General features: G+C 34.3%; 20 protein-coding genes. 11 read left to right on the forward strand and 9 right to left on the reverse strand.

Annotated elements, in window-relative coordinates:
* The 3 genes from Q0L29_RS09560 to Q0L29_RS09570 form a co-directional block, all read right to left on the reverse strand.
* Window positions 1-882, reverse strand: an 882-nt coding sequence (locus tag Q0L29_RS09560; protein ID WP_296621151.1) for a sugar phosphate isomerase/epimerase, incomplete at its 3' end; no start/stop codon positions are given.
* A gap of 67 nt (window positions 883-949) precedes the next feature.
* Window positions 950-1,378: a large-conductance mechanosensitive channel protein MscL gene (mscL, locus tag Q0L29_RS09565; RefSeq protein ID WP_296621152.1), complete on the reverse strand. Its 429-nt coding sequence runs from the start codon at window positions 1,376-1,378 to the stop codon at window positions 950-952.
* A gap of 197 nt (window positions 1,379-1,575) precedes the next feature.
* The gene (locus Q0L29_RS09570) at window positions 1,576-2,121 is read right to left on the reverse strand and encodes a DUF2911 domain-containing protein (protein WP_296621154.1); all 546 of its coding nucleotides are present in this window, start codon (window positions 2,119-2,121) and stop codon (window positions 1,576-1,578) included.
* A 73-nt stretch (window positions 2,122-2,194) separates the two neighbouring features.
* Here Q0L29_RS09570 and Q0L29_RS09575 point away from each other — a divergent pair, with 73 nt between their 5' ends.
* The 3 genes from Q0L29_RS09575 (at window position 2,195) to Q0L29_RS09585 (ending at window position 3,264) form a co-directional block, all read left to right on the forward strand.
* Window positions 2,195-2,677, forward strand: a complete 483-nt coding sequence (locus Q0L29_RS09575; RefSeq protein WP_296621156.1) for a dCMP deaminase family protein — start codon at window positions 2,195-2,197, stop codon at window positions 2,675-2,677.
* 88 nt (window positions 2,678-2,765) lie between these two features.
* Window positions 2,766-3,071, forward strand: a complete 306-nt coding sequence (locus Q0L29_RS09580) for a hypothetical protein (RefSeq protein WP_296621157.1) — start codon at window positions 2,766-2,768, stop codon at window positions 3,069-3,071.
* Window positions 3,028-3,264, forward strand: a complete 237-nt coding sequence (locus tag Q0L29_RS09585) for a hypothetical protein (protein WP_296621159.1) — start codon at window positions 3,028-3,030, stop codon at window positions 3,262-3,264. Before Q0L29_RS09580 ends, Q0L29_RS09585 begins: the two co-directional genes overlap by 44 nt.
* On the opposite strand, the gene murB is transcribed toward Q0L29_RS09585, so the two are convergent.
* Complete coding sequence (gene murB / locus Q0L29_RS09590; RefSeq protein WP_296621161.1) at window positions 3,257-4,282, reverse strand: UDP-N-acetylmuramate dehydrogenase; 1,026 nt, start codon at window positions 4,280-4,282, stop codon at window positions 3,257-3,259. The genes Q0L29_RS09585 and murB overlap by 8 nt on opposite strands.
* Window positions 4,283-4,515: 233 nt before the next feature.
* Here murB and Q0L29_RS09595 point away from each other — a divergent pair, with 233 nt between their 5' ends.
* Complete coding sequence (locus Q0L29_RS09595; RefSeq protein ID WP_296621163.1) at window positions 4,516-5,322, forward strand: tetratricopeptide repeat protein; 807 nt, start codon at window positions 4,516-4,518, stop codon at window positions 5,320-5,322.
* A gap of 3 nt (window positions 5,323-5,325) precedes the next feature.
* Here the strand turns inward: Q0L29_RS09595 and xseB are convergent, their stop codons facing one another.
* The 5 genes from xseB to dnaG all read right to left on the reverse strand — a co-directional run bounded on the left by xseB (window position 5,326) and on the right by dnaG (window position 10,203).
* Window positions 5,326-5,529, reverse strand: a complete 204-nt coding sequence (xseB, locus tag Q0L29_RS09600; protein WP_296621165.1) for an exodeoxyribonuclease VII small subunit — start codon at window positions 5,527-5,529, stop codon at window positions 5,326-5,328.
* 6 nt (window positions 5,530-5,535) lie between these two features.
* Window positions 5,536-6,315, reverse strand: a complete 780-nt coding sequence (surE, locus tag Q0L29_RS09605; protein WP_296621167.1) for a 5'/3'-nucleotidase SurE — start codon at window positions 6,313-6,315, stop codon at window positions 5,536-5,538.
* Between the two features lie 11 nt (window positions 6,316-6,326).
* On the reverse strand, window positions 6,327-7,019 hold the full coding sequence (locus tag Q0L29_RS09610) for a hypothetical protein (protein WP_296621169.1): 693 nt from the start codon (window positions 7,017-7,019) through the stop codon (window positions 6,327-6,329).
* Window positions 6,958-8,181: a bifunctional 3,4-dihydroxy-2-butanone-4-phosphate synthase/GTP cyclohydrolase II gene (locus Q0L29_RS09615; protein ID WP_296621171.1), complete on the reverse strand. Its 1,224-nt coding sequence runs from the start codon at window positions 8,179-8,181 to the stop codon at window positions 6,958-6,960. The genes Q0L29_RS09610 and Q0L29_RS09615 overlap by 62 nt, the downstream gene beginning before the upstream one ends.
* A gap of 99 nt (window positions 8,182-8,280) precedes the next feature.
* On the reverse strand, window positions 8,281-10,203 hold the full coding sequence (dnaG, locus tag Q0L29_RS09620) for a DNA primase (protein WP_296621172.1): 1,923 nt from the start codon (window positions 10,201-10,203) through the stop codon (window positions 8,281-8,283).
* A gap of 138 nt (window positions 10,204-10,341) precedes the next feature.
* On the opposite strand from dnaG, the gene Q0L29_RS09625 reads away from it, so the two are divergent.
* The 7 genes from Q0L29_RS09625 (at window position 10,342) to Q0L29_RS09655 (ending at window position 22,907) form a co-directional block, all read left to right on the forward strand.
* Window positions 10,342-11,436: an Mrp/NBP35 family ATP-binding protein gene (locus Q0L29_RS09625; RefSeq protein WP_296621174.1), complete on the forward strand. Its 1,095-nt coding sequence runs from the start codon at window positions 10,342-10,344 to the stop codon at window positions 11,434-11,436.
* 11 nt (window positions 11,437-11,447) lie between these two features.
* Window positions 11,448-11,723 (forward strand): NifU family protein, encoded by a 276-nt coding sequence (locus Q0L29_RS09630; RefSeq protein ID WP_296621176.1) that lies wholly within the window; start codon window positions 11,448-11,450, stop codon window positions 11,721-11,723.
* Between the two features lie 116 nt (window positions 11,724-11,839).
* Window positions 11,840-14,794: a M43 family zinc metalloprotease gene (locus Q0L29_RS09635; RefSeq protein WP_296621178.1), complete on the forward strand. Its 2,955-nt coding sequence runs from the start codon at window positions 11,840-11,842 to the stop codon at window positions 14,792-14,794.
* 192 nt (window positions 14,795-14,986) lie between these two features.
* Window positions 14,987-17,671, forward strand: a complete 2,685-nt coding sequence (locus Q0L29_RS09640; RefSeq protein ID WP_296621180.1) for a D-alanine--D-alanine ligase — start codon at window positions 14,987-14,989, stop codon at window positions 17,669-17,671.
* A complete protein-coding gene (locus Q0L29_RS09645; RefSeq protein WP_296621181.1) occupies window positions 17,668-18,456 on the forward strand; it encodes a PASTA domain-containing protein in 789 nt (262 codons plus the stop codon). Before Q0L29_RS09640 ends, Q0L29_RS09645 begins: the two co-directional genes overlap by 4 nt.
* Window positions 18,453-20,378, forward strand: coding sequence for a T9SS type A sorting domain-containing protein (locus Q0L29_RS09650; RefSeq protein ID WP_296621183.1), 1,926 nt, complete (start codon window positions 18,453-18,455; stop codon window positions 20,376-20,378). The genes Q0L29_RS09645 and Q0L29_RS09650 overlap by 4 nt, the downstream gene beginning before the upstream one ends.
* Window positions 20,379-20,693: 315 nt before the next feature.
* Window positions 20,694-22,907, forward strand: a complete 2,214-nt coding sequence (locus tag Q0L29_RS09655) for a helix-turn-helix domain-containing protein (RefSeq protein ID WP_296621184.1) — start codon at window positions 20,694-20,696, stop codon at window positions 22,905-22,907.
* The last annotated feature ends 384 nt before the right edge of the window (window positions 22,908-23,291 follow it).

Below are 23,291 nucleotides of genomic sequence, written 5' to 3' on the forward strand. Positions count from 1 at the left end.
CCCCTTCAAATACTCATAACTCTTAGCAATTTCTTCAAAAGGTTTTCCACTTTTAGTTTGATCTTGCTCTACAAAAAACTGCTTTAAACCAGCAGTGGATGCATGATTAAATATATTTTGCCAGTCGATTACACCTTCACCAACCGCTGAAAAGAACTGCTCTTCGCCTGCTCCCATATCTTTCACATGCCATAAAGGAAACCTACCTTCATTATTTTTAAAGTACTTAACCGGGTCTACCCCTGCTCTGGCTGTCCAGTACAAATCCAATTCAAATTTCACTAAATTTATATCACATTGTGATAATAATAAATCATAAGGAATCTTACCATCTAAAGATTCAAATTCGAAATCATGATTATGATAAGCCATTTGCACACCATACTCTTTTGATGTTTCTCCACAAGAATTTAATAGATCGGATAATCGCTTATAATCATCTATACTTTCACGCTCTGAATCAAATAAATAAGCACAGGCTATATGGGTTTGTCCCAATTCAGCTGCATCCGCAACTGTTCTTTCCCAATCATTAGTCATAGTTCCAACATTATCAGGCATTGCCCAACCAGTCAAAACATGGCTACTTTTGGCTTTCAAATTGAATTCCACCAAAATAGATTTTACTTCCTTAATGCTATTTCCAAAATATTTACCATCTGAATAATTGAAGAACTCCAAATTTTTATAGCCTATTTTAGCCACCTTTTCAATAGTCCCTTTAAAATCTTTTTCTAGAGCTTCTCTCAAAGTATATAATTGTAAGCCTGCTTCTTTTGCAACATCTTGGTTTTGTGGAGAGCATGCTGAAAGAATCGAAGATGGAATAAAAGCCAGCGAAGACGCTATTCCAGCTTGTTTTATAAATTTTCGTCTGTTCATAGTCTTATAGTTTTGATAATGGAATTTAGTAATTATTGCACATAGATGGAAATATGTCAAGAAAAAATTAGCTCTGATTCCTTTCCTTTAACAAATCTCTAATCTCCGATAATAGCTCAATATTTTTGGGTGTTACGACTGAGCCATCCTGTTCATTTTCCGATTTTTTTCTTAATTTATTGAACATCCTTACCACTAAATAAATACAAAAAGCAATGATCAAAAAATCAATAGTGGTTTGAATAAGATTACCATAATTAATGGTAATGGCGGCATTAATTACATTCCCTTTCTCATCTAGTTCAGCTTCTTTAAATACATAAGCCAACTCCTTAAAATTGGTATTACCAATGAAAATACTTAAAACTGGCATGATGAAATCCGATACTACTGAATTCACAACCTTTGTAAATGCAGAACCAATGATGATACCAACAGCCATATCGAAAACATTTCCTTTTATGGCAAATTCCTTAAATTCTTTGAAGAAAGTCATAGTGAATAATTATGCAGTTAGATTTTTATAACACCCAAATTAGCATAAACAGAAAAAGCTACAAGGTTTTGACTCCTTATAGCTTTCAATTAAAAGACCTGTCAGGTTTTCGGAAAATTTAATCAAAAATTAATAATTCATAATTGTAGATATAAACTAATAAAACCTGACAGGTTTTTGGTTCTTAAAGATTTCCCTTAAAATTCGATCGGAATACTCACCATAGTATTAGCCCAAATCATTTGCAAACTTATTTCACCATTTGCCTGGTCAAACCGAATGGTAAAAGGCTCAAACATATCGTCAGACTGATTGACAGGCACTTCAAACCTTATTAAATCATTTTCCTCATCGTACTTATAAGCACCCCATTGTCCTACATCTTTATTCAAAATAATAGTCCAGCTTTTAGCACCTGGGACAGTAAAAAGAGAGTAAGTTCCAGCCGGCACCGTCTCTCCTGCCATTTTAACTGTATCTGTTACAGTAATTTCAGTAGCTTCATTAGCTCCGGTCCTCCATATTTTACCTAATGGAGCTAATTCTGCATTTTCAGTAAAGGCCTCTCTGCCTCTCAAATGCGGTCTTCCATATGTTACTTTAACATAAGTATCTTCAAAAGTGTAAGTCACCATACCTAAAGGACTAGGTTTTTGCTTTAAAGCCTCTTGAGCCTGTGCATCAAAACTTAATAATGCAACTAATGCAAAGCAGGCAAAAATCGATGTGATTAATTTTTTCATAATTTCCTGTTTTATTTTAAAAGCAATTTACAATTTTATTACGCATGGCACCATAATCCATTATATTTGTTTTATGGAAAAACCACAATTTGATGATATTTTCATGGAACTGGCAGTTAACCTTGCCAAACGCTCGCATTGTATTAAAAGACATGTTGGTGCGGTGCTTACAAAAGAGACTAGAATTATCTCTATTGGCTACAATGGGCCTCCAGCTGGCACACACAATTGCGATGAAGAATTTCCGGGTAAAGGCTGCGGATTAGATTCCAAAGGGAGCTGTATGCTTGCTATTCATGCTGAGCAAAATGCTATTATGTATGCTGTTAAAAATAACGCCTCTGTTGAAAATTCAACGCTATATGTGACACTCTCCCCTTGCTTAGCATGTGCGAGAATAATATACAGTATGGGTATTAAAAAAGTGATTTATCTGAATTCATATGCCGAATATAAAGGATTAGAAAATGATGAAGGCTTAGACTTTTTGGAAAAATTTGGAGTATCAGTAGAGAAATATCAAGGGAGTTTAGAGAATGTTACCCACATGATTTAATCAAAAAAAATTATAATTAATTATTTTCAAAATCCTACTTCAAATCAATTTTTTGTTTAATTTCGTTCTATACTCTAATAATAACCAAATGAAAAACTTAAAGTTATTACTAATTCTAGCAGTAGGAATGTTAATCTTCCAATCCTGCAACAAAGATGATGAAGGTACCCAAGAAGCTGATTTAATAGGGATTTGGGGAATTGACAATTTAGATTTTGATATTTTAATTAATAATCAAAGTCTATCGGAATTTTTGGGCGATGACAGCGGTCAATTTGAAGCACTTTTTACTGCAGAACTAGAAGCAGAATTTGAAAATTCTACTTTTGAATTTAAATCAGATAATACTTATGAGGTTATTCAACCTGGAGAACCAACAGAAACTGGAACCTGATCTATTAAATGTGGAGGGTAATGAGTTAAGGTTTGACGAGGGCACTCCTGATGAGACAATATTTAAAATTAAATCTATTACAAATACTTCGCTGATACTTAATATAGAAGAATCAGATGATTCTCAAGATTTGGATGGAGATGGTACAGCGGATGAGATTAAAATCATTGTTGATTTATACTTATCTAAATAAAATTCACTTCAGGACTCAATTCAACTCCAAATTTGGATAGAACTGAGTCCTGAATTTTTCTAGATAAATTTAAAATATCCTCTCCCCTTCCCTTTCCATAATTAACCAAAACCAAAGCCTGTTTTTGGTGCACACCTACTCCATTTTCTTCATGGCCTTTCCAGCCTGCGTTTTCTATTAGCCAGCCAGCAGCTAGCTTGATTTTACCATCCTCTAATTCATAAAATGGGATCTCTGGGAATTCACTTTTTAACTTCTCAAATTGAGAAGGTTCAATGAGAGGGTTTTTGAAGAAACTACCAGAATTCCCAATCTTTGCTGGGTCTGGAAGTTTTGATTGTCTTATTTGAATGACAGCATTACTAACATCATGAATAGTGGGGCTTTTTATCCCTTTATCCTCCAAAACATTTTTAATGATACCGTAATCAAGGTTTAATTGATGATAATCGGACTTATCCAACTGAAAACTAACGGCAGCTATTAAATATTGACCTTTTAATTCATGTTTAAAAACACTTTCTCTATAACCAAATCTGCAATCCTCTGGCATAAAAACCTCAAGTTCTCCTGTTGTTAAATTGATAGCTTCCAGAGAGTGGAACGAATCTTTTATTTCCACCCCATAAGCACCAATATTTTGCATTGGAGCTGCTCCTACGGTGCCGGGAATAAGGGATAAATTTTCTAATCCACCTAAATTATGTTGAAGTGTATAAAGCACAAAATGATGCCAATTTTCTCCTCCTCCACACTTTAAAATAACTGATTTGTGATCTTCTTTAATAGTATCTATTCCTGAAATTTTATTAATTACTACCAAACCACGATAATCATCCGTTAGAAGTACATTACTTCCTCCACCAAGAATTACATGTTGATTATCTTTCCATTCAGGGGTCTGAAGTAGTTTTTGAAATTCTTCTGCTGAATTAATTTCAATCAATAAATCTGCCTTGGCTTCAAATCCGAAGGTGTTATAAGAACTTAATAATTTAGATTTTAAAAATTTCAGCATAAATCTATTTATTAGTAAAAGTTAAGATGAAACAAATCGCAATTCTGATTCCATACTCTAATCGCATAGCTTTAATTTTCCAGAGGACTTAGCATGAATTATTCCCATTTGTGAAGATACACATCAAAGGCAGAAACTACACTTGATTTACAAAGATGAATAATCATTTTTTAAAAAGCCTTTTAATTTTAAAACTATTTCAATAGTTTAGAGATTCAACTCTTAAAATTACTATGAAAAAATTATTCATCATAAGCTTAACAATTTTCATTTTATCTTCCTGCACGGATCATAAGGAAAAAGGAAGCCAATATTTTGATTCCGGTAATTATAAAAAAGCTCTTTTCCATTTTGAAGAAGTTTTAAGCCTTAATCCTAGAAATGAAATGATGCTTTATAATGCAGCGCGTTGTTATGAAGAAATGGGACATTATGAAAAGGCAATTGAAAAATATGATAAAAGTATATATAACAAAAAAGATATGGTTATTGCCTATTTGGGCAGGGGAAGATCTTATTTTAAAAGTGGCAATTACAAAAGTGCTGTGATCGATTTTGATAATTCACTTTATTATGATAATGAAAATGAAGATGCTCTTTATTATGGAGCTTTAAGTTTTATGAAAGATTCTGTTTACGACAAATCACAAAAAGCTTTTACTACCCTTCTAGAATTAAATCCCAATCATTATAAAGCTCGGTATAATAGAGGAGTCCTATATGCCATCCAAGCCAATATATTATTCGCCTTGTCTGACTTCAATAATTTAATCAGAAATAAAAAACTCTTAAAACAATCTTATCATAGCAGAGGTACGATTTATCAGCATATGGATAACTTTGGAGGAGCAATTCATGATTTTACAAAAGCAATAAATTTAGGGCTTAAAAATGAAACAATCTTGCAAAAGAGAGCTGAATGCTATTTGAGTATAAAACTGAATAACAAAGCCTGTGAGGATTATCTAGCATTAGCTAAATTTAATCAGCAGAAAGCTGAAAATTATCTACTGAAATATTGTGAAGCTTACACCATGTAAATTTTATTCCTCCATCTCATTTAAAGCATCTTCTACCTTTTTCTCAGCCCCTTTCAATTTAGACTTGCAATTTTTGAGCAACCCCATTGATTCATTAACTAATTCAGTAAGTTGGTCTATAGGGATTTCTTCATTTTCTACCCTATTTAAAATTTCCTCTAATTTATGAAGTGACTCTTCGTAACCAAGTTCTTTCTTTTTCGCCATTATCAATCAAATTTTAATGTCCCATTCATCATTCAGCAGACTAATTGTATGATGCGCTGTCATATCAAATTGACAAGGTACTATAGAAACATAATTATTGGCTATAGCCCACTCATCATTATCCTCTCCTTTATCAAAATTCACAAAATTACCTGCCATCCAAAAGTATCTTCTGCCGTTAGGGTCAAATCTTTGATCAAATTCTTCTTCCCACTTTGCTCTTGCTTGTCTACAAATTTTCACTCCTTTAATTTGCTCATTTCGCTTTGGAGGAAAATTAACATTTAAGGTAGTATGTTTTGGCAAACCTGCATCTAAGACCTGTTTGGCAATAGCTTTTACATAATCTAAGGTATGTTCAAACTCAGCATCCTGTGCATAGTCACACAAAGAAAAACCTATTGAAGGACAGCCTTCTATTGCCCCTTCGATTGCAGCAGACATAGTTCCTGAATATAAAACACTTATGGAAGTATTACTTCCATGATTAATACCGCTGACAATTAAATCAGGTGTTCTATCCTTTAAAACATGGTGTTTAGCTAGTTTCACACAGTCAGCTGGTGTTCCGGAACTTTCATAAGCTGTAACATCAGACCCAAAAATATCTGTTTTATCCAGTCGGAGTGTGTTCCCTATAGTGATAGCATGTCCCATTCCGGATTGAGGGCTATTTGGAGCCACTACTACTACTTCTCCTAAGCCCTGCATGCATTCCACCAAATGACGGATTCCTTTACTGGTTACACCATCATCATTGCTAACTAAAATTAAAGGTCTTTCCATATCTTATTGTTCTAACGAGATGATACTAATCCGTTATAATATTTTATTATAGTTACCAGATCACCCTGTCTATCTACTTTTAATCTACTTTCTTTTATATAGTCTTCCATTTCCCGCTGGAACCTTCCGAAAAATGGATATAAATCTTTTCTCTTTTCGGAAAATTTATGAATTGTTCCATCATCCGTTAGTAAAAAATAATTATAAGTTAAAATTTCTCTGCTTCCAAAGCCCCTTGTGGTTCTATACATAGGGTTTGCAAACCTATTGCTGCTTTCAATTATGACGTATTCCCTAGCCATCAGGGTAATTTTACCTTCTTCCAGTATCTCAAAAAATACAGGGATTTTTACCCTGCCTTTTAACTCATAAGGGATTGAATAAACTGATCGAACTCTTTTAAAAAACTGACAGTGGAATTTAAAAAAAAGTATATTTTGAGATGTAAAAGTTTTTACCGTTTTATTAGATGTAAATTGTACTAAATTGGATTCAAAATCATATTGAATTTTCCCCTTCAACGTATCTTCCGTATCCAGTACAACAAAACCAGGATGCCACATATTTTGGGGAAGATCCTGACTTTGCCCTGAGGGAGCAAAGAAAATAAACAATATGGTAATGATAAAAATGCTTTTCACATTAGCCATTTTTAAGAATGCTATGCCCCATTTTATCTCGTTTAGTACGTAAATAGTTTTCATTGTGTTTATTTGGTGGAATTTCTAATGCTACATTCTCCACAATTTCTAAGCCATATCCGAGCAAACCAGCTCTTTTTGTAGGATTATTTGATATTAATCTAATTTTCCTAACACCTAAATCCCGTAGAATTTGAGCTCCAACACCATAATCACGCTCATCCATTTTAAAGCCCAAGGCAACATTAGCCTCTACAGTGTCCATGCCTTGCTCTTGTAATTTATAAGCTTTTAGTTTATTCATCAAACCAATTCCTCTTCCTTCTTGGTTCATATAAACTATTACACCTTTTCCTTCTTTCTCTATCATTTCCATAGCCTGATGAAGCTGAGGACCACAATCGCAACGACATGAACCAAATATATCGCCTGTTAAGCAAGAGGAATGCACGCGAACCAAAACAGGCTCATCTTTATCCCATTCTCCTTTGACAAGAGCTAAATGATTATCTTTTGTGGTAGTTTGTTCGAAAGCTACTAGTTTAAAATCCCCGAAATCAGTAGGCATTTCCACATCCACTTTTTTCTCTACTAATGACTCATTATCTAATCTGTATTCGATTAAATCTTTGATAGCCACTAATTTCAAATTGAATTTATCCGCTACTATTCTCAAATCAGGAAGTCTTGCCATTGTACCGTCTTCATTCATGATTTCCACCAGAACTCCGCCTGGAGTTAAACCTGCTAATCTGGAAAAATCAACAGCTGCTTCAGTATGACCCGTTCTTCTTAAAACACCACCTTGTCTGGCTTTCAACGGAAAAATATGGCCTGGCTTACCCAATACTTCAGGTTTAGTATCTGGATTCACTAAAGCTTGAATGGTTTTAGAACGGTCACTAGCAGAAATTCCAGTTGTGGTTCCTTGACCAATTAAATCTACTGACACAGTAAATGGCGTTTCAAATTGAGCAGTATTTTTTCCTACCATCAATTCTAAGCCTAATTCATTACACCTATCTTCTGGAAGAGATGCGCAAATCAACCCTCTTCCATGTTTGGACATGAAATTTATGATTTCAGGAGTTACCTTTTCGGCCGCACAAATGAAGTCCCCTTCGTTCTCTCTATCTTCATCATCAACTACTATGATGATTTCACCGTTTTTAATAGCTTCAATAGCTGATTCTATACTATCTAATTGAATTCTTTCTGATGACATAAATCTTTGAAAAATAATAAATCACAAAGGTAGCCAATATTTCATGATTACCCGACAAAAATTAAAACGATTACGTGCTTTAAGTGTTTGAATATTGTTTTATTTCACGACCACCATTCCCAATAAATTACCAATTTCTAGTTTAGCCTGATTGAGTTGCATTAAATACTGTAATAAAACCTGTTCATCTTCCTGAGAATTGGTGGTTTTTAACTCTTCAGTATTTTTCTCCATCAGATGAAGGATTGAGCGATGCTTTAATCTCAATACATGAATATAAATGGAGTCATTTAGAATATGGCGTTCATGAGGAGTATAAATTTCAAATTTTTTCTCCCAGTTCTCACTTAACTCATAACGATCAGTGTAGAGTGAGAATATAACTTCTCTGACTTCTTCTGAGCCATTCTTAATAAAAAAAGATTCATTTAAAATGACCCCATTTTTCAAATGAGAAACAAAATCTTTGAGTATTTCGGCATAAACGGGATGAATAAATTCTGTATCTGCTAGTTCTTGTAATAAATAATCTATTACTAGTTTATCATCCGCCAGAGGCAATTCAGCATAAGTCAATAACAACCTAATACTTTCTCTCTCCTGCAATGCCACTACATCAAATGGAGTATATTGCTTTTGGATTTGCTCGGGTGCCTGATTATAATTTTCACTTAAATAATTTGCCTGGCGCTTGGTAATATCTCCTTTACTTTGCTTTTCCCTGAGAATAACTTTATTCTGCTCAGCAATTAAAAGAGCTTCATCTATTTCAAGGATATCACTACATTCTTTAATATAGATAGCTCTTTTAACCGGATCAGGTATTTTGGAAATGGAGCGCACAATATCTTGAATGGTTTCCGCTTTCTTGATCGGATCCTTTTTGGTTTCTTCCAATAAAAGATCGGATTTGAAGCGAATGAAATCTTTAGCATTCTCAGCTAAAAAGCTTTTGAAAGCTTCTTCACCCATTTTTTGAGAATAACTATCAGGGTCTTCCTCATCAGGAAAAATGACCACCTTTACGTTTAAGCCACCCTCCAAAATCAAATCGATCCCACGCATAGCGGCCTTTAGACCAGCTGTATCCCCATCAAATAACACCGTAACATTTTGAGTATATCTTCCGATCAGCTTAATTTGCTGAGTGGTTAAAGATGTTCCTGATGAGGCTACCACATTTTCCACTCCGGATTGATGCAAGGAAATAACATCTGTATAGCCTTCTACCAAATAGCAGTTCTCTTCATTTCTAATGCTTTTTTTGGCTTGAGCAATGCCATAAAGAACTTCACTTTTATGATAGACGTCCGTTTCCGGTGAGTTTATATATTTTGGTTGTTTTTTATCATTAACCAAAATCCTGGCACCAAAGGCGATGGGCTTTCCCGAAATAGAATGAATAGGAAATATCACCCTATTTCTAAATCGATCGTAGGTTTTATCTTCTTTTTTAATGATTAAACCTGCTTTTTCCAATAGCTCTTCAGAATGACCTGCCTCTTTAGCAGCCTTTATTAATCCATCCCATTGATCTAAGGTAAAACCTAAATCAAACTCCTCGATTGTAGCATTTGAAAAGCCTCTTTCTTTAAAGTAACTTAATCCAATGGATTTCCCCTGAGGATGATTATGCAATAAATCTTTGAAATATTCGGTAGCAAAATTTAAGACGATATAAAGGCTTTCTCTTTCATTATATGCTTCTTGCTGTTCGGGTGAAGATTCTGTTTCTTCAATTTCAATTCCATATTTATCTGCCAATTGACGAATGGCTTCAGGGAAATTAAGCCCCTCCAAATCCATGATAAACTGAATGGAATCACCAGCTTTTCCACAGCCAAAGCATTTATAAATTCCTTTATTAGGCGCCACTGAAAAAGAAGGTGTTTTTTCATCATGAAAAGGACAACACGCCCACATGTTTTGACCTTTCTTTTTGAGTGGCACATAGTCGCCTACCACCTCTTCAATTTCGGCTCTATCTTGAACTTCCTGTATGGTTTTTGGACTTAATCCCACTGATTTTTAAGAATTTTTAGTATTTATTTAAACTAATTCCAACTAATTTCACGTATGAATTGTTAGCTAATTTGAGAAAGTTTAACTTGCAACAAATTCAAAGCAAAACTACGATTTTTTTAAATATAAAAGATATATATGGCTGTTACTAAAGATAGCATAATTAAAGCATTAAGTACTGTAGATGATCCGGATTTCAAAAAAGATTTGGTCACCCTTAATATGATCAAAGATGTAAGCATAGACGGAAATGCAGTTTATTTCACAGTTGTATTAACGACTCCGGCTTGCCCGCTTAAAGAAATTATCAAAAATGACTGTATCAATGCCATTCATCAACATGTAGGTGCTGATTTACAAGTATTTCCAAACATGACTTCTGACGTTACCTCAACCAGAAGCTCAGCTCCTCTTTTACCTAATGTTAAAAACATTATCGCTATCGGTTCTGGAAAAGGCGGTGTAGGAAAATCTACTATTACAGCTAATTTAGCTGTATCATTAGCTCAGGAAGGTGCTAAAGTAGGATTAATTGATGCCGATATTTTCGGTCCTTCCATTCCTACTATGTTTAACTGTGAAGCTGAACAACCAGAAGTAAGGCAAGTAGATGGTAAAAATATAATTGTACCTATTGAACAATACGGAATAAAACTTATTTCAATTGGTTTCCTAACACCACCTGATAATGCAGTAGTTTGGAGAGGTCCTATGGCAAGCTCAGCTTTGAAGCAATTTATCGGAGATACAGACTGGGGTGAACTAGATTATTTATTAATTGATTTACCTCCAGGTACCAGCGATATTCATTTGACTTTGGTTCAGACGATTCCTGTAACGGGTGCTGTAGTGGTTACCACTCCTCAAAAAGTGGCTTTAGCAGATGCCAAAAAAGCTATAGGAATGTTCAAACAACCACAAATTAATGTCCCTATTCTGGGATTGGTTGAAAATATGGCTTACTTTACACCTGCAGAATTACCTGATAATAAATACTTTATATTTGGTGAAGGTGGAGGATATAAAATGAGCGAGGAATATAATATCCCATTTTTAGGTCAAATGCCTTTGGTACAATCTATTCGTGAGAGTGGAGATTCCGGCTATCCTACTGCAATGAAAGATGGTCCTTCTGCAGACGCATTTAAGGATTTAGCACAAAAATTAGCTCGACAAGTTGCGATTAGAAATGCAAGTTTGGAGGGGTCAAAAACAGTAGAAATGACGAGTTGAAATAATATATTATGGATATTTTAAATAGAGTAGAAAAAGCATTAGATTCCATCAGGCCTTATTTAGAGGCAGATGGAGGTAATGTAAGGGTATTAGATTTTAATGACGGGCTATTACGTTTAGAGCTCCTAGGTGCGTGTGGCAATTGCCCAATGTCAACCATGACTTTAAAAGCGGGCGTTGAAGAAGCAGTTAAAAAATCAGTTCCAGAAGTAACCGCTGTTGAGGCTATTAATATTACTTCAGCAGATGATCCTAACGCAGAATTACCCCATACAATGAGTTAATATTATTTGGAATTTACATTAAAATCAAAATATAATATCGCAAAAATTTCAGACTACATTTTATTCTTGGTTTTATTATAATGTCTATTTAAATTTAGACAAAACTATCTAAACCAATGCAAAGACAACACCACTCTTATTTAACTATAATCCTTAGGGGTGGTGTTATTTTATACATTCTGCTTTTTAATTTTCATCTACTGAAAGCACAGGAGCGTTGTGCAGTTCCGCAAATATTGGAGGAAAGGGAAAATAAATACCCTGAATTAAATACCGAAAATTTTGAGAACTGGTTGACTAAAAAGAAAACCCTACAAACTTTTTCTTTTCAAAGAAATCTAGTTGCTACAGTACAAGTACCAGTTGTATTTCATATTATTCATAATGGAGAACCCGTTGGTACTGGGGGGAATTTACTAAAAAGTAGAATTGATCGCCAATTAGAAATTCTTAACGAGGACTTTAACAGAATAAACGCTGATACGAGTGAAACATTAGATGAATTCCGTAATGTAGCAGCTTCATTTGAAATAGAATTCGTGTATGCAAAACAAACCCCCGATGGATTCGAAACTGATGGAATTGTTCGGGTTCCAGGCAGTCAAGCTAATTACAGCTATCAGGAAAGAGCAACACTAAGTGCAGAAAGTTATTGGCCCGCTGAAGATTACCTAAATATCTGGGTGGCTGATTTAGCAGATGGAAGTTTAGGCTGGGCAGAATTTCCGGTTTCCAATTTAGCAGGATTAGATGCAGCGAGCAATAACAGATTAATTGATGGTGTAACTATAGATTATGTTTACTTTGGGGAAAACCCAGACAGTCCTAGTTTTGAAAGTAAGGGGAGAACCGCTACTCATGAAATGGGCCATTTTTTTGGCTTGAGACATATCTGGGGTGATGGCGGATGTTCCATTGATGATTATTGCGAAGATACTCCCACTGCAAGTAATTCAAGTACAGGATGTAATCTTTCCAAAACCACTTGTGAAAGTTTGGATATGGTGCAAAATTTCATGGATTATACCAATGATGCTTGTATGAATATCTTTACTATTGATCAGAAATCAAGAGTAAGAATTGTAATTGAAAACAGCCCTAGAAGAGAGAGTCTCACAACTTCAAAGGGATTAGAAGAACCGCCTATTTATAATCGGGATTTAGGATTAACGGAAGTCAATTCTCAATTTACCGGTAGTTGCAGTGGAAATTTTAGTCCTCAAATCACCATAAAAAATCAAGGTCTTTTTCCTATCGATGAATATAGTATCGAATTGTTTGTTGAAGGAATATCAACAGAAACATTACAATTCAACGAAACGCTTGAAAGCGGTAATGAAAAAATTGTTTATTTTTCTCTAATCAATTTTGCTGAGGTTGGAGAATATTCTATCTCTTATAATGTGAATTTGGAAGGAAATTTCGAGGATGAAAGATTAGAGAATAATGAAAAAATAGAATTTTATCAAAAATTGGAAGCAGGAAACCTACCCTATGAAAAGAAATTCCAAAACAATCTTAACTCCTGGTACATCAGAAATGCAGATAAAGAGGAAACTTGGCAGCTTTATGATAAATCATTAGGAGTCCCATTTTACGAAAACAGACAAAATTTCGGAGAAAAAGAAGAAATAATTTCTCCTATATTCGACTTCACCACTATAGATGTGCCAGAATTAAGCTTTGTATTTGCACAAACTGGCGATTCTGTTCCTAATAGAATTAGCATATACGCGTCTTATAATTGCGGAAGAACTTTTAATGATTTAATATTTTCTAATACTATTACAGATTTAGCAACTGCTTATGAAATAGACTCCTTGTTTACCCCTCAATTTAGACTGGATTGGGATACTGTAAAAGTTGATTTAAATCGTTTAAAAGATGAAGAATCTGTATGTTTTAGCATAGTAGCAGAAAATAGACTTGGAAATAACTTTTATATCAGCGAGTTCAATGTTAAAGAATCTACAAAGAAAAATAGAGAGATTGAAATTGTAAAATGGAATGATATAAATCCGCTGTTTTGTGATGAAGCTTTAGAAGGAGAACTAACAGTTAAGAATATTGGGAGAGAAAATATTGGTAATTATAAAATCCAGATCTTAGACAAGAATGAATTAATAAAAGAATATATACTAAATGACGAAGTATTAGTTTCTGGTCATGAAACCCAGGTCAATATTTATATTAATCAACCTGATAGAAATATTGGAGAATATGAAATTAGGGCATTAACAAATGATGTGGAAGGTGAAATAGTAAATTCTTTTTATCTACCATTTCAGAATAATTGTTTCGAAGAACTACCCCCGCTACGCTTAAGTTTAAAAGAAAATGACAACAACAATTGGTATGAATTCAATCCAGACAAAGATGCAGGCTGGACTTACAGTGCAGATATTTTAGGAGTAAAAAGCAATTCAAACCAAATCACCAAAGAATCCTCAGAAGATTGGCTAATAAGCCCTTTACTGGATGTCAGTAATACCAATTATTTAGGTTTAATATTCGATATTTCCTATAGAAAAGCCTTCAGGCAATCTGAAAAATTCGAGATTTATATTTCCAGTGATAATGGTAAAAATTTCAACTCATTAATTTATAGTAAATCAGGAGACTCTTTAGCCACCTCTTTTGGGAATGATGTTGTCGATCAATTAATTTGGAGAAATGAATTTATTGACCTCTCACCTTTCGTATTTAGGGATAAAATAAGATTAGCTTTTAAGGTGATGCATGATAATGGTCAGAATGTATTTCTGAAAAACATAACCTTTTTTGTAGGTCAATCACCACCTCCTGCTTACCCCAATACAAGAAACCCTTTTGTGATTTACCCTAATCCTGCTAAAAATGATTTGAATCTACATCTCAATTTGGATATAGCAGAAGAAGGCTTTTTTCAGGTTTTGGATATGAATGGAAAAGTACTCTTGGAATTTACTGAACCAAAAATCTTGAATCAGTTTATCAGCTTCAATGTTTCGCAATTAGCTGTGGGAATGTATATTTTGAGGCTTAATACTAAAAGAATTACTGCCTCAGAAAGATTTATCATACAAAAATAGACTCCAGGGAAATTTATTCCGTTTTTTAAATTTACAAATCACAAATGATGGGTTGAATTCTTAATTGATATGTTATTTTTACATTTCGTTTAACATTAACTTATTAATTAAACTATAAGAATGAAGCTGTCAGGTTTTTAGATTAAAACGATTGTTTTCGTTCAGTTAAATAAATCCATATAAATTGAATAAATGAGAATAGGAATATTTTTTGGGGGTCAGTCAAGAGAAAGGGAAATTTCATTTGCCGGAGGTAGAACTGTTTATGACAACCTTAACAAATCTATATTTGATGCTGTTCCAATTTTTATTGACAGCAAAGGGCATTTCATATTGTTGGATTGGCAATATATTTACAAAGGAACTATCCGTGATTTTTATCCTCCTGTCAACTGCCTTCCTAAATCCAATCTCCCAGTTCAGATTTATGCTGAATCTTTAAAAAATTTACAAGATGAGGAATGGGATAATTTAATTGCTGAAGTAGGACAAAAATTAAACCCCTCTGATTTCAAAAAGCATATTGATTTTGCATTCTTGGCACTGCACGGACCTTATGGAGAAGATGGTAATATTCAAGGTATTTTAGAATGGAATGGCATCCCTTTTAGCGGTGCTGGCATTTTGCCATCCGCAATAGGAATCAGTAAAATTGCGCAAAGACAATTCCTACAGCAAGCTGGTTTTGAAGGACCAAAAAGCCATATTCTTAATAAAGCAGATTGGAAAAATCAATCACATGAAAATATTTATAATAGCTTAATAAAAGAATTAGACCTTCCTTTAGTTATAAAAGCTCCACATCAAGGTTCTTCAATTGGAGTTAGTATTTTAAGCGATGATAATTTAGAAGAATTTGAAAAGTTAGTTCAAAAGAGCTTTTTCGAACTTGAGATTCTGAAAAACGATTGGAAAAACTACAGCCAGAAAGATAAAATTGCCTTTATTGCAAAATTAGTGGATATCAGAGAAGGCATTGGTTTGCCCGTAATTATTGAAGATAAAATTCTTTACACACCGGATGAATTATTAGATTTCCTTAATGATCCATTTGCAGAGCAAAAAGAAAGCATAAAATTAAAAGCAATCGATTCAGAGGATTCACTATTAATTGAATCCTTCATTGAAGGAAAAGAATTTTCATGTATTGTTATTCAAGACGAGAATGAAAGACCAATTGCTCTACCTCCTACCGAAATTAGAAAAGGGAAAGATGTATTTGATTACCGTTCTAAATATTTACCGGGCATAAGCAGAAAGATCACTCCTATTGATGCTCCACAAGATATTATAGAGAAAATCAGAACGCAATGTGCTGCTTTATTTAAAGCATTACAAATTGATGTTTATGCAAGAATAGACGGCTTTATCACAAAAGAAGGAAAGGTTTTTTTAAATGACCCCAATACAACTTCGGGGATGTTACCTTCTTCATTTTTCTTCCATCAAGCTGCTGAAATTGGGCTTAATCCGTCCCAATTTTTAAGTTACATTATCAGAACCTCTTTAAAAGCCAGATTAAAAACCGGAAAGCATCATTTTGAATTACAAAAAAAGATTAAGGAACTGGACAGTGCTCTGGAAGGGTTAAAAAATGAAGCCCAAACGAAAATTAATGTTGGAGTGATAATGGGAGGATTTTCTACAGAAAGACATATTTCAGTAGAAAGCGGAAGAAACATTTACGAAAAACTGGCGTCTTCCGAAAAATATTTACCAATACCAATCTTTTTAAGTGGGGATGAAGCAAAACATGAACTTTATGTTCTGCCCATCAACATCATGTTGAAGGATAATGCTGACGACATCAAAGAAAAAGTTCAGGATTATCAAATACATCCTATTATTGCTCAGATTAAATTTGAAAGCAATGAGATTACTGAGAAATATTCAGCTATAGGCAATACAGAATTAAAGAAGATCAGCTATAATGATTTGCCCAAATTGATAGATGTAGCATTTATTGCGCTCCATGGAAGACCAGGAGAAGATGGTGCTGTTCAAACTGAATTGGAGAAATTAAACATTCCATATAACGGATCGGACGTTGAAAGTTCGAAAATCACTATCAATAAGTATGATACAAATGAGATTCTTAAAGATGCAGGGATATCAGTAGCCGATCATAGGTTGGTTTATGAAGATCAATGGCAAAGCAATAAAGAAGAAGAGATTAATTCAATTGAAAAGCAATTAAAATATCCTTTAATTGCCAAACCTGCTGATGACGGTTGCAGTTCTGCAGTTAAAAAAATAAAGAACCGCACAGAACTTGAAGCATTTGCGGGCATGATGTTCCGACTACAAGCTGAATTTATTGAGGATCTAGCTCATATTTTGAAGCTTAAGAAAAATGAGGAATTTCCTCAGAAGAATTTCTTTCTATTAGAGGAACTAATTGAAAAACAAGATGCAAAGTACTTCTTAGAAATCACAGGTGGGCTTTTAACACATTTTAAAGAAGACGGAGCAATTGAATATGAAATATTTGAACCTTCAGAAGCGTTAGCAGGAGGTGAAGTTTTAAGTTTGGAAGAAAAATTCTTAGCTGGTGAAGGTCAAAATATAACACCGGCAAGATATACACCAAACGCAGAGGACTATAAAAAAGTGGCTGATCAAGTGAAAGCCACATTGAAAAAAACAGCTGAAGTTCTAAATATTACAGGATACGCCAGAATTGATGCTTTTGTCAGGGTATATGAGGATTTAAAAGTAGAAACCATTATTATTGAAGTAAACTCATTGCCAGGAATGACACCGGCAACTTGTATTTTTCATCAAACAGCAATCAATGGCTACAAACCCTATGATTTTATTGATAAAATACTTTCTTTCGGAACTGAAAAAATGAAAAAACAAACCATTGCAAAATGAAGCTAAAAGCTAATTCTACTAAAGATTTATTTATTCACTTAGGCATTATTATAGGACTAGGTATTATTATCGTATTAACTTTTTTCTATATCTATTTACCCGTTAGTACTCATCATGGAGAGAGCATCACTGTCCCACAATTGCAAGGAGTACATTTGGATGAGCTAGATGAATTTCTATTGGAAAGGGATTTAAGATATGAAGTTACAGCTGATTCCGGTTACTCTGCTGAATATCCGGCTTTAACTGTTTTAAGTCAGAATCCTAAAGAAGGAAAAAAAGTTAAAGAAAACAGAAAGATTTATGTTTCTTTAAATGCTACCAGCCCACCAAATGTTAAAATGCCAAAATTGGTTGATGGTTCTCTAAAAAATGCACAAATGGTTTTAGAAAGCTACGGCCTTTTATTAGGAGAAATCACGTATGAGCCGCATGAATTTCAAAATGCAGTTTTAAAACAAAAATTAAATGGTAAAGAAATTGAACAAGGTGAAGATGTAGCCAAAGGTTCTACCATTGACTTAGTGATTGGCAATGGATTGGGCAGACCTTTTTCTATGCCTGATGTAGTAGACAACAGTAGAGAAGATGCGGAATTTATTATTATAGGTAGTGGCTTACAGCTTGGAAAGGTAAAAACTCGTGAGAATGATGAAAAAGCAGCAGGAATTGTTTTACAACAATACCCTGAAGCAGGAACATCGGTAAGAACCGGTAATAAAGTAGATATTTGGGTAGTAGCTACAAAAACTCAAGATGAATTATTGACTCCTGATGAGATATGAAACCAAATTGGCTTCTAAAACTAAATATCATCTTATTATCAATTTTTTCCTTTTTTATAGCGAAAGGTCAAATAAGTGAGAAGGCTATTCCTCATATCCAAAGCAATCAAAAATCATCCTACGCTAGAAATATTTTAGTTATTGATACCTTGTCATTGCCTTTATGGGATGACTTTTCTTATAATAAAACCACTCCAGACAGTAGTCTCTGGCTTTATGGTAAAAATATATTTATCAACAATGGATATACCTATCTCCCACCCTCTTTCAATGTAGCTTCTTTAGATGGATTTGATGGACAAGGTATAGCTTACGATAATGATGCTGGAAACAATGGCATTGGCGACAGCTTGGTCTCTCAACCTATCGACTTATCTAATTTCACCATTAACTCCAATATCAATCTAAGCTTTTTCTGGCAAGAAGGATATGGGGGATTCGCTCCAGATCAGCAAGATTCTTTAAAGTTAAGTTTTATGAATGCTGACGGAAATTGGATTCAGGTTCATGGCTTCGGAGGAAATGGAAATATAGAGCCCACCCTATTTTCTCAACATTTTGAAAGAGTAAATGATAGTAGTTTTTTACATGCAGGTTTCCAATTTAAATTTGAAGTTTCAGGTAATTTAGCGGGAGATTTTGATGTTTGGAATATTGATTATATCTATTTAAATGAAGGTAATACACCAGTCAATACACAAGACAATGCTTATGATTCTTATGAAGACAGAACTTTCTCAAGAAAAGCCGGAACTCTATTCGGAGATTATTATGCATTACCACTGCATCATTTGGAAAAAGCTTGGTTAGAAGAAAATCTTCAAACATCAGATTTTATTTATAATAACCTATGGGCAGGAAATGCTAATAATTTCTCTTTTGGTACAGAGTTCTTTAGCATTGTTTATGACACCCTTAAGCCACAAAATCTTATTGATTCTTTAGATGTAGATGGTGTGTTTTTAACTGATTTACAAGACACAGCCCAATTTACATACCAAGTCAAAAACAAATCAAACTTCATCAATCATTTAATGAGTGAAAAAGAAACAGAAGATTCCGTCTATCTTAATTTCCAATTCAACCTGGGAACAAATGATAGCCTGTTTTTTGAAACTATAAATGGAGTAGCTCAATATTATCCAGAATTAAGTTTTAGGGAAAACGATACCATTTCTACCATCATCCCCTTGCATGATTATTATGCCTACGATGATGGAAGTGCTGAGTCTAGGGTTCAATTAAACTCTAGAAATTATTTGCTTGCCCAAGGTTACGAAATGATAGGCGAGCGATACTTAACAGGAATAGAAATATATGCACCAAATATTGGCCAAAATTCATCCACGCAAAACATTACATTATTGGTGTGGAATAATCTTACGGCTAATACAAGCGATATTTTAAGAGCTCAAAATGTATTAATCAATGAAAGTACAAGTATCAATCAATTCCAAAGATTTTCATTTGACAGACCCGTTTTACTAGATGGTGACTTTTTTATTGGGTACAGAGAAGAAAATGATGACCCGATTTCCATAGGATTTGATAAAAACACAAACAGTGCCGATAAACTATTCTACAATCAAAGTGGGACATGGGAGCCCAACCTTATTTTAGAGGGCAGTATAATGATTCGGCCCGTTTTCGAAAAGGCAAGAATAACCGTTTCAAACAAAAAAGAGATTAATACTGATTGGGATATAAGAGCTTATCCAAATCCAAATAAAGGTAGACTTAAACTTACCGAACAATGGGATGAGATAAATATTTATGACCTTAAAGGACGGTTACTATTTCAACATTACAATACTGGAAATCAGAATGTAATTGATATTAGCCTATTAGGAAATGATTTATATCTATTGAAAATTAGGAAAGCTAGTCAGATCAAAACTTTAAAGTTAATGATGAAGAAATAAGCGTCCATCTTAAATCAAATACTCGAAGTCTTTAAACTGAACTTCAAAAGAGATAACAGGATTTTTGCTACAGTAAAAAATAGTGGTAATCTTATTATTTTCTGTTGGTTTAACTCTGTGAGACTGTCCCCTGGATACTACAGGGGTGTCGGCTGGAAAAATCAAATCTTGCTATATAGTACAAAATATATTGGTATTAGCACATCTCGCAAATGGAAATTTAATCCTGTTTTCATAATTTCCTCCCCTCTCATTTTTCTAAAAATGCCATTTTCCCTACATTTACAACTAAACTAAAACCAAAATCGCCCCAAAATGCCAGAACACAAACTGACCGAAGTCTCCAAAATTGCCGTTCGATATGTGAACACTACCAACCGATTAATATTTCTAACAGGTAAGGCAGGAAGTGGAAAAACTACTCTTTTGCGCTATATCATTAATAATACTTATAAAAACGTAGCCGTTGCTGCACCAACTGGAATCGCTGCTATAAATGCAAAAGGTGTTACGCTACACTCTTTACTTCAGCTTCCGTTTGGGACTTTTATTCCGGAAGATAATGTAGTTGATTTCTCTAGAACCAGCGAGCAAATCAATACCCCAAAAACATTCCTTCAGCAGTTTAAAATGTATGGCAATAAACGCCAGATCATTCGCAATTTGGAATTATTGATCATTGACGAAGTCAGTATGCTAAGAGCAGATATTCTGGATTGTATGGATTTAATCCTTCGCATGGTGAGAAAAAACCCCCAACCTTTCGGAGGCTTGCAAATCATGTTTATTGGAGATTTAAACCAGCTTCCACCCGTAATTCGTCAACATGAGTGGCAGTATTTAAATAAATATTACAAAACCGGCTATTTCTTTGAAGCTATAGCCTTGCAGAAAACGGAGATGGTGTATATCGAACTGGACAAAATTTTCCGCCAATCTGATCCCGAATTCACATCTATTCTCAACCGCTTAAGAGATAATCATCTTTCAGAAACAGATATTGAAAAACTGAACGAGCATTATGAGGAAGACGTAGAAGAATCCAAACAAGATGGTTATATCCATATCACTACCCACAACAGAAAAGCAGATTTACTCAATGAGAAATCATTAAAATCACTCAGTACTGCAGAGCGGAGCTACAAAGCAGAAATTGAAGGTGATTTCCCTGAAAATATGTTTCCATTACCTGAAAAACTAAATTTTAAAATCGGAGCTCAGGTGATGTTCATTAAAAATGATAGCAGTGGAGAAGCAAGATATTTCAATGGGAAAATTGGAGAGATTTCAGAAATGAATGAAGATACCATCAAAGTGAAACTCAAAAATCCAAAAGATGAGGTTACAGTCGAGCGATATGAATGGATGAATCAAAGATACAGCTTGGATAAATCCACAAATGAGCTTCAGGAAAAATGGTTAGGGACCTTCAAGCAATTTCCATTGAAGTTGGCTTGGGCTATTACCGTTCATAAATCACAAGGCTTGACTTTTGAAAAGGCTATTTTGGACTTATCAGACAGCTTTGCTCCCGGTCAGATGTATGTAGCACTTTCAAGGCTTACAGGTTTAGAAGGACTGATTCTCTCTAAACCCATCAGCAATATTCCATTTGAACTAGACAAAAGTCTAAGACAATTTGAGGATAATAAAAAAGCTCCGGAGGCACTCAACCAAAAGCTAGAATCAGACAGAAAATCCTTTATTTTCAATAGTGTTAGGGAAGCTTTTGATTTCCAGAGTTTAATGAAAGAAGTCAATATTCATTTAAACAGTTTCAATAAAGGAGAGAATCGTTCTCTAAAACAGCAATACGCTAATTGGACCAGAGAAAAGAAGGAGCAGTTAGAAGAAATTAATAAAGTTGGCCTTAAATTTCAAAGCTCATTAGCTCATTATGAAGCAAAAGATGAATATTTACCAGAATTAGCTGAAAGGGTCAATAGTGCAGAAGAATATTTTAAGCCAAAAGTAAAAGATTTGTTTGATGCTTTCAAAGCACATCTGATCGACACCTCTAATCAAAGCAAAGTAAAAGCTTATTTGAAAGAGCTGGAAAACATTACTGAGATGTTAAAATCAAAGCTTCTGCAAATCAGCAAGACTGCAATGGTTGTAATTGCAGCATCAGAAAATAGAATTTTAAGCAAAAAAGATTTGCATGAATCTTCCACTTTCGAAGAAGCTAAAAAGGACTCTAAGAAGAAAAAGAAATCCAATAAAGACAAAACTCCAACGGCTGAAATCTCTTTCAATCTTTATAAAGAAGGCTTAAGCATAGATGAAATAGCTACTAAAAGGGAATTTGTTCCGGGCACTATTTTAGGACATCTTTCTAAATACATTGAAACTGGTGAAATTGCGGCTTCTGAATTAATGGATGCTACAAAACTTGATCAAATTTGCCAAGTAATGGCTTTGGAAGGAGTAAAAGGAAGTGCTGATGTAAAAGCCAAATTGGGAGATGAATTTACTTACGATGAAATAAAGATTGCATGGGGGCATTTTAGGCGAAAGAAAGCCCCCTAAATCCCCCAAAGGGGGACTTTTGGAGTGTGCGTTTTAAAAGATAGAATCGTTCAATAATTAGTAAAACTTTGGAGATAAAAAACCGGTCTGACCTTCGGTACTGACCTCAAATACTGCTTAGGTCAGACGATAGTCAGACCGGTTTTAACAAAGAAGACAATAGACAAAGCTGAATGAATTCAGCTCAATTGACAAAAGATCAATAGCGTTAAAAGTCAGAAGTATGAAGTTGGAAGTTTTGATTATGTCTATCCCTAAATAGCATTGACCGTTTTGGTTAAAAATTCATTTTATAATTCCCTCGGGCAATTATGAGCCTGAGGTTCTTTTCTTGGGCAAACTTCGAAGAGGCTCGATGCCTCTTTGAAGTTTTTCCTTCCTTCG

The organism is Marivirga sp. (assembly GCF_024636815.1).
GTDB lineage: Bacteria > Bacteroidota > Bacteroidia > Cytophagales > Cyclobacteriaceae > Marivirga.

Bases quoted from the DNA above. Each gene is read 5' to 3' on its own strand.
- mscL (WP_296621152.1), bottom strand. From the start codon at position 1,378: ATGACTTTCTTCAAAGAATTTAAGGAATTTGCCATAAAAGGAAATGTT.
- Q0L29_RS09570 (WP_296621154.1), bottom strand. From the start codon at position 2,121: ATGAAAAAATTAATCACATCGATTTTTGCCTGCTTTGCATTAGTTGCA.
- Q0L29_RS09575 (WP_296621156.1), top strand. From the start codon at position 2,195: ATGGAAAAACCACAATTTGATGATATTTTCATGGAACTGGCAGTTAAC.
- Q0L29_RS09580 (WP_296621157.1), top strand. From the start codon at position 2,766: ATGAAAAACTTAAAGTTATTACTAATTCTAGCAGTAGGAATGTTAATC.
- Q0L29_RS09585 (WP_296621159.1), top strand. From the start codon at position 3,028: ATGAGGTTATTCAACCTGGAGAACCAACAGAAACTGGAACCTGATCTA.
- murB (WP_296621161.1), bottom strand. From the start codon at position 4,282: ATGCTGAAATTTTTAAAATCTAAATTATTAAGTTCTTATAACACCTTC.
- Q0L29_RS09595 (WP_296621163.1), top strand. From the start codon at position 4,516: ATGAAAAAATTATTCATCATAAGCTTAACAATTTTCATTTTATCTTCC.
- xseB (WP_296621165.1), bottom strand. From the start codon at position 5,529: ATGGCGAAAAAGAAAGAACTTGGTTACGAAGAGTCACTTCATAAATTA.
- surE (WP_296621167.1), bottom strand. From the start codon at position 6,315: ATGGAAAGACCTTTAATTTTAGTTAGCAATGATGATGGTGTAACCAGT.
- Q0L29_RS09610 (WP_296621169.1), bottom strand. From the start codon at position 7,019: ATGAAAACTATTTACGTACTAAACGAGATAAAATGGGGCATAGCATTC.
- Q0L29_RS09615 (WP_296621171.1), bottom strand. From the start codon at position 8,181: ATGTCATCAGAAAGAATTCAATTAGATAGTATAGAATCAGCTATTGAA.
- Q0L29_RS09625 (WP_296621174.1), top strand. From the start codon at position 10,342: ATGGCTGTTACTAAAGATAGCATAATTAAAGCATTAAGTACTGTAGAT.
- Q0L29_RS09630 (WP_296621176.1), top strand. From the start codon at position 11,448: ATGGATATTTTAAATAGAGTAGAAAAAGCATTAGATTCCATCAGGCCT.
- Q0L29_RS09635 (WP_296621178.1), top strand. From the start codon at position 11,840: ATGCAAAGACAACACCACTCTTATTTAACTATAATCCTTAGGGGTGGT.
- Q0L29_RS09640 (WP_296621180.1), top strand. From the start codon at position 14,987: ATGAGAATAGGAATATTTTTTGGGGGTCAGTCAAGAGAAAGGGAAATT.
- Q0L29_RS09645 (WP_296621181.1), top strand. From the start codon at position 17,668: ATGAAGCTAAAAGCTAATTCTACTAAAGATTTATTTATTCACTTAGGC.
- Q0L29_RS09650 (WP_296621183.1), top strand. From the start codon at position 18,453: ATGAAACCAAATTGGCTTCTAAAACTAAATATCATCTTATTATCAATT.
- Q0L29_RS09655 (WP_296621184.1), top strand. From the start codon at position 20,694: ATGCCAGAACACAAACTGACCGAAGTCTCCAAAATTGCCGTTCGATAT.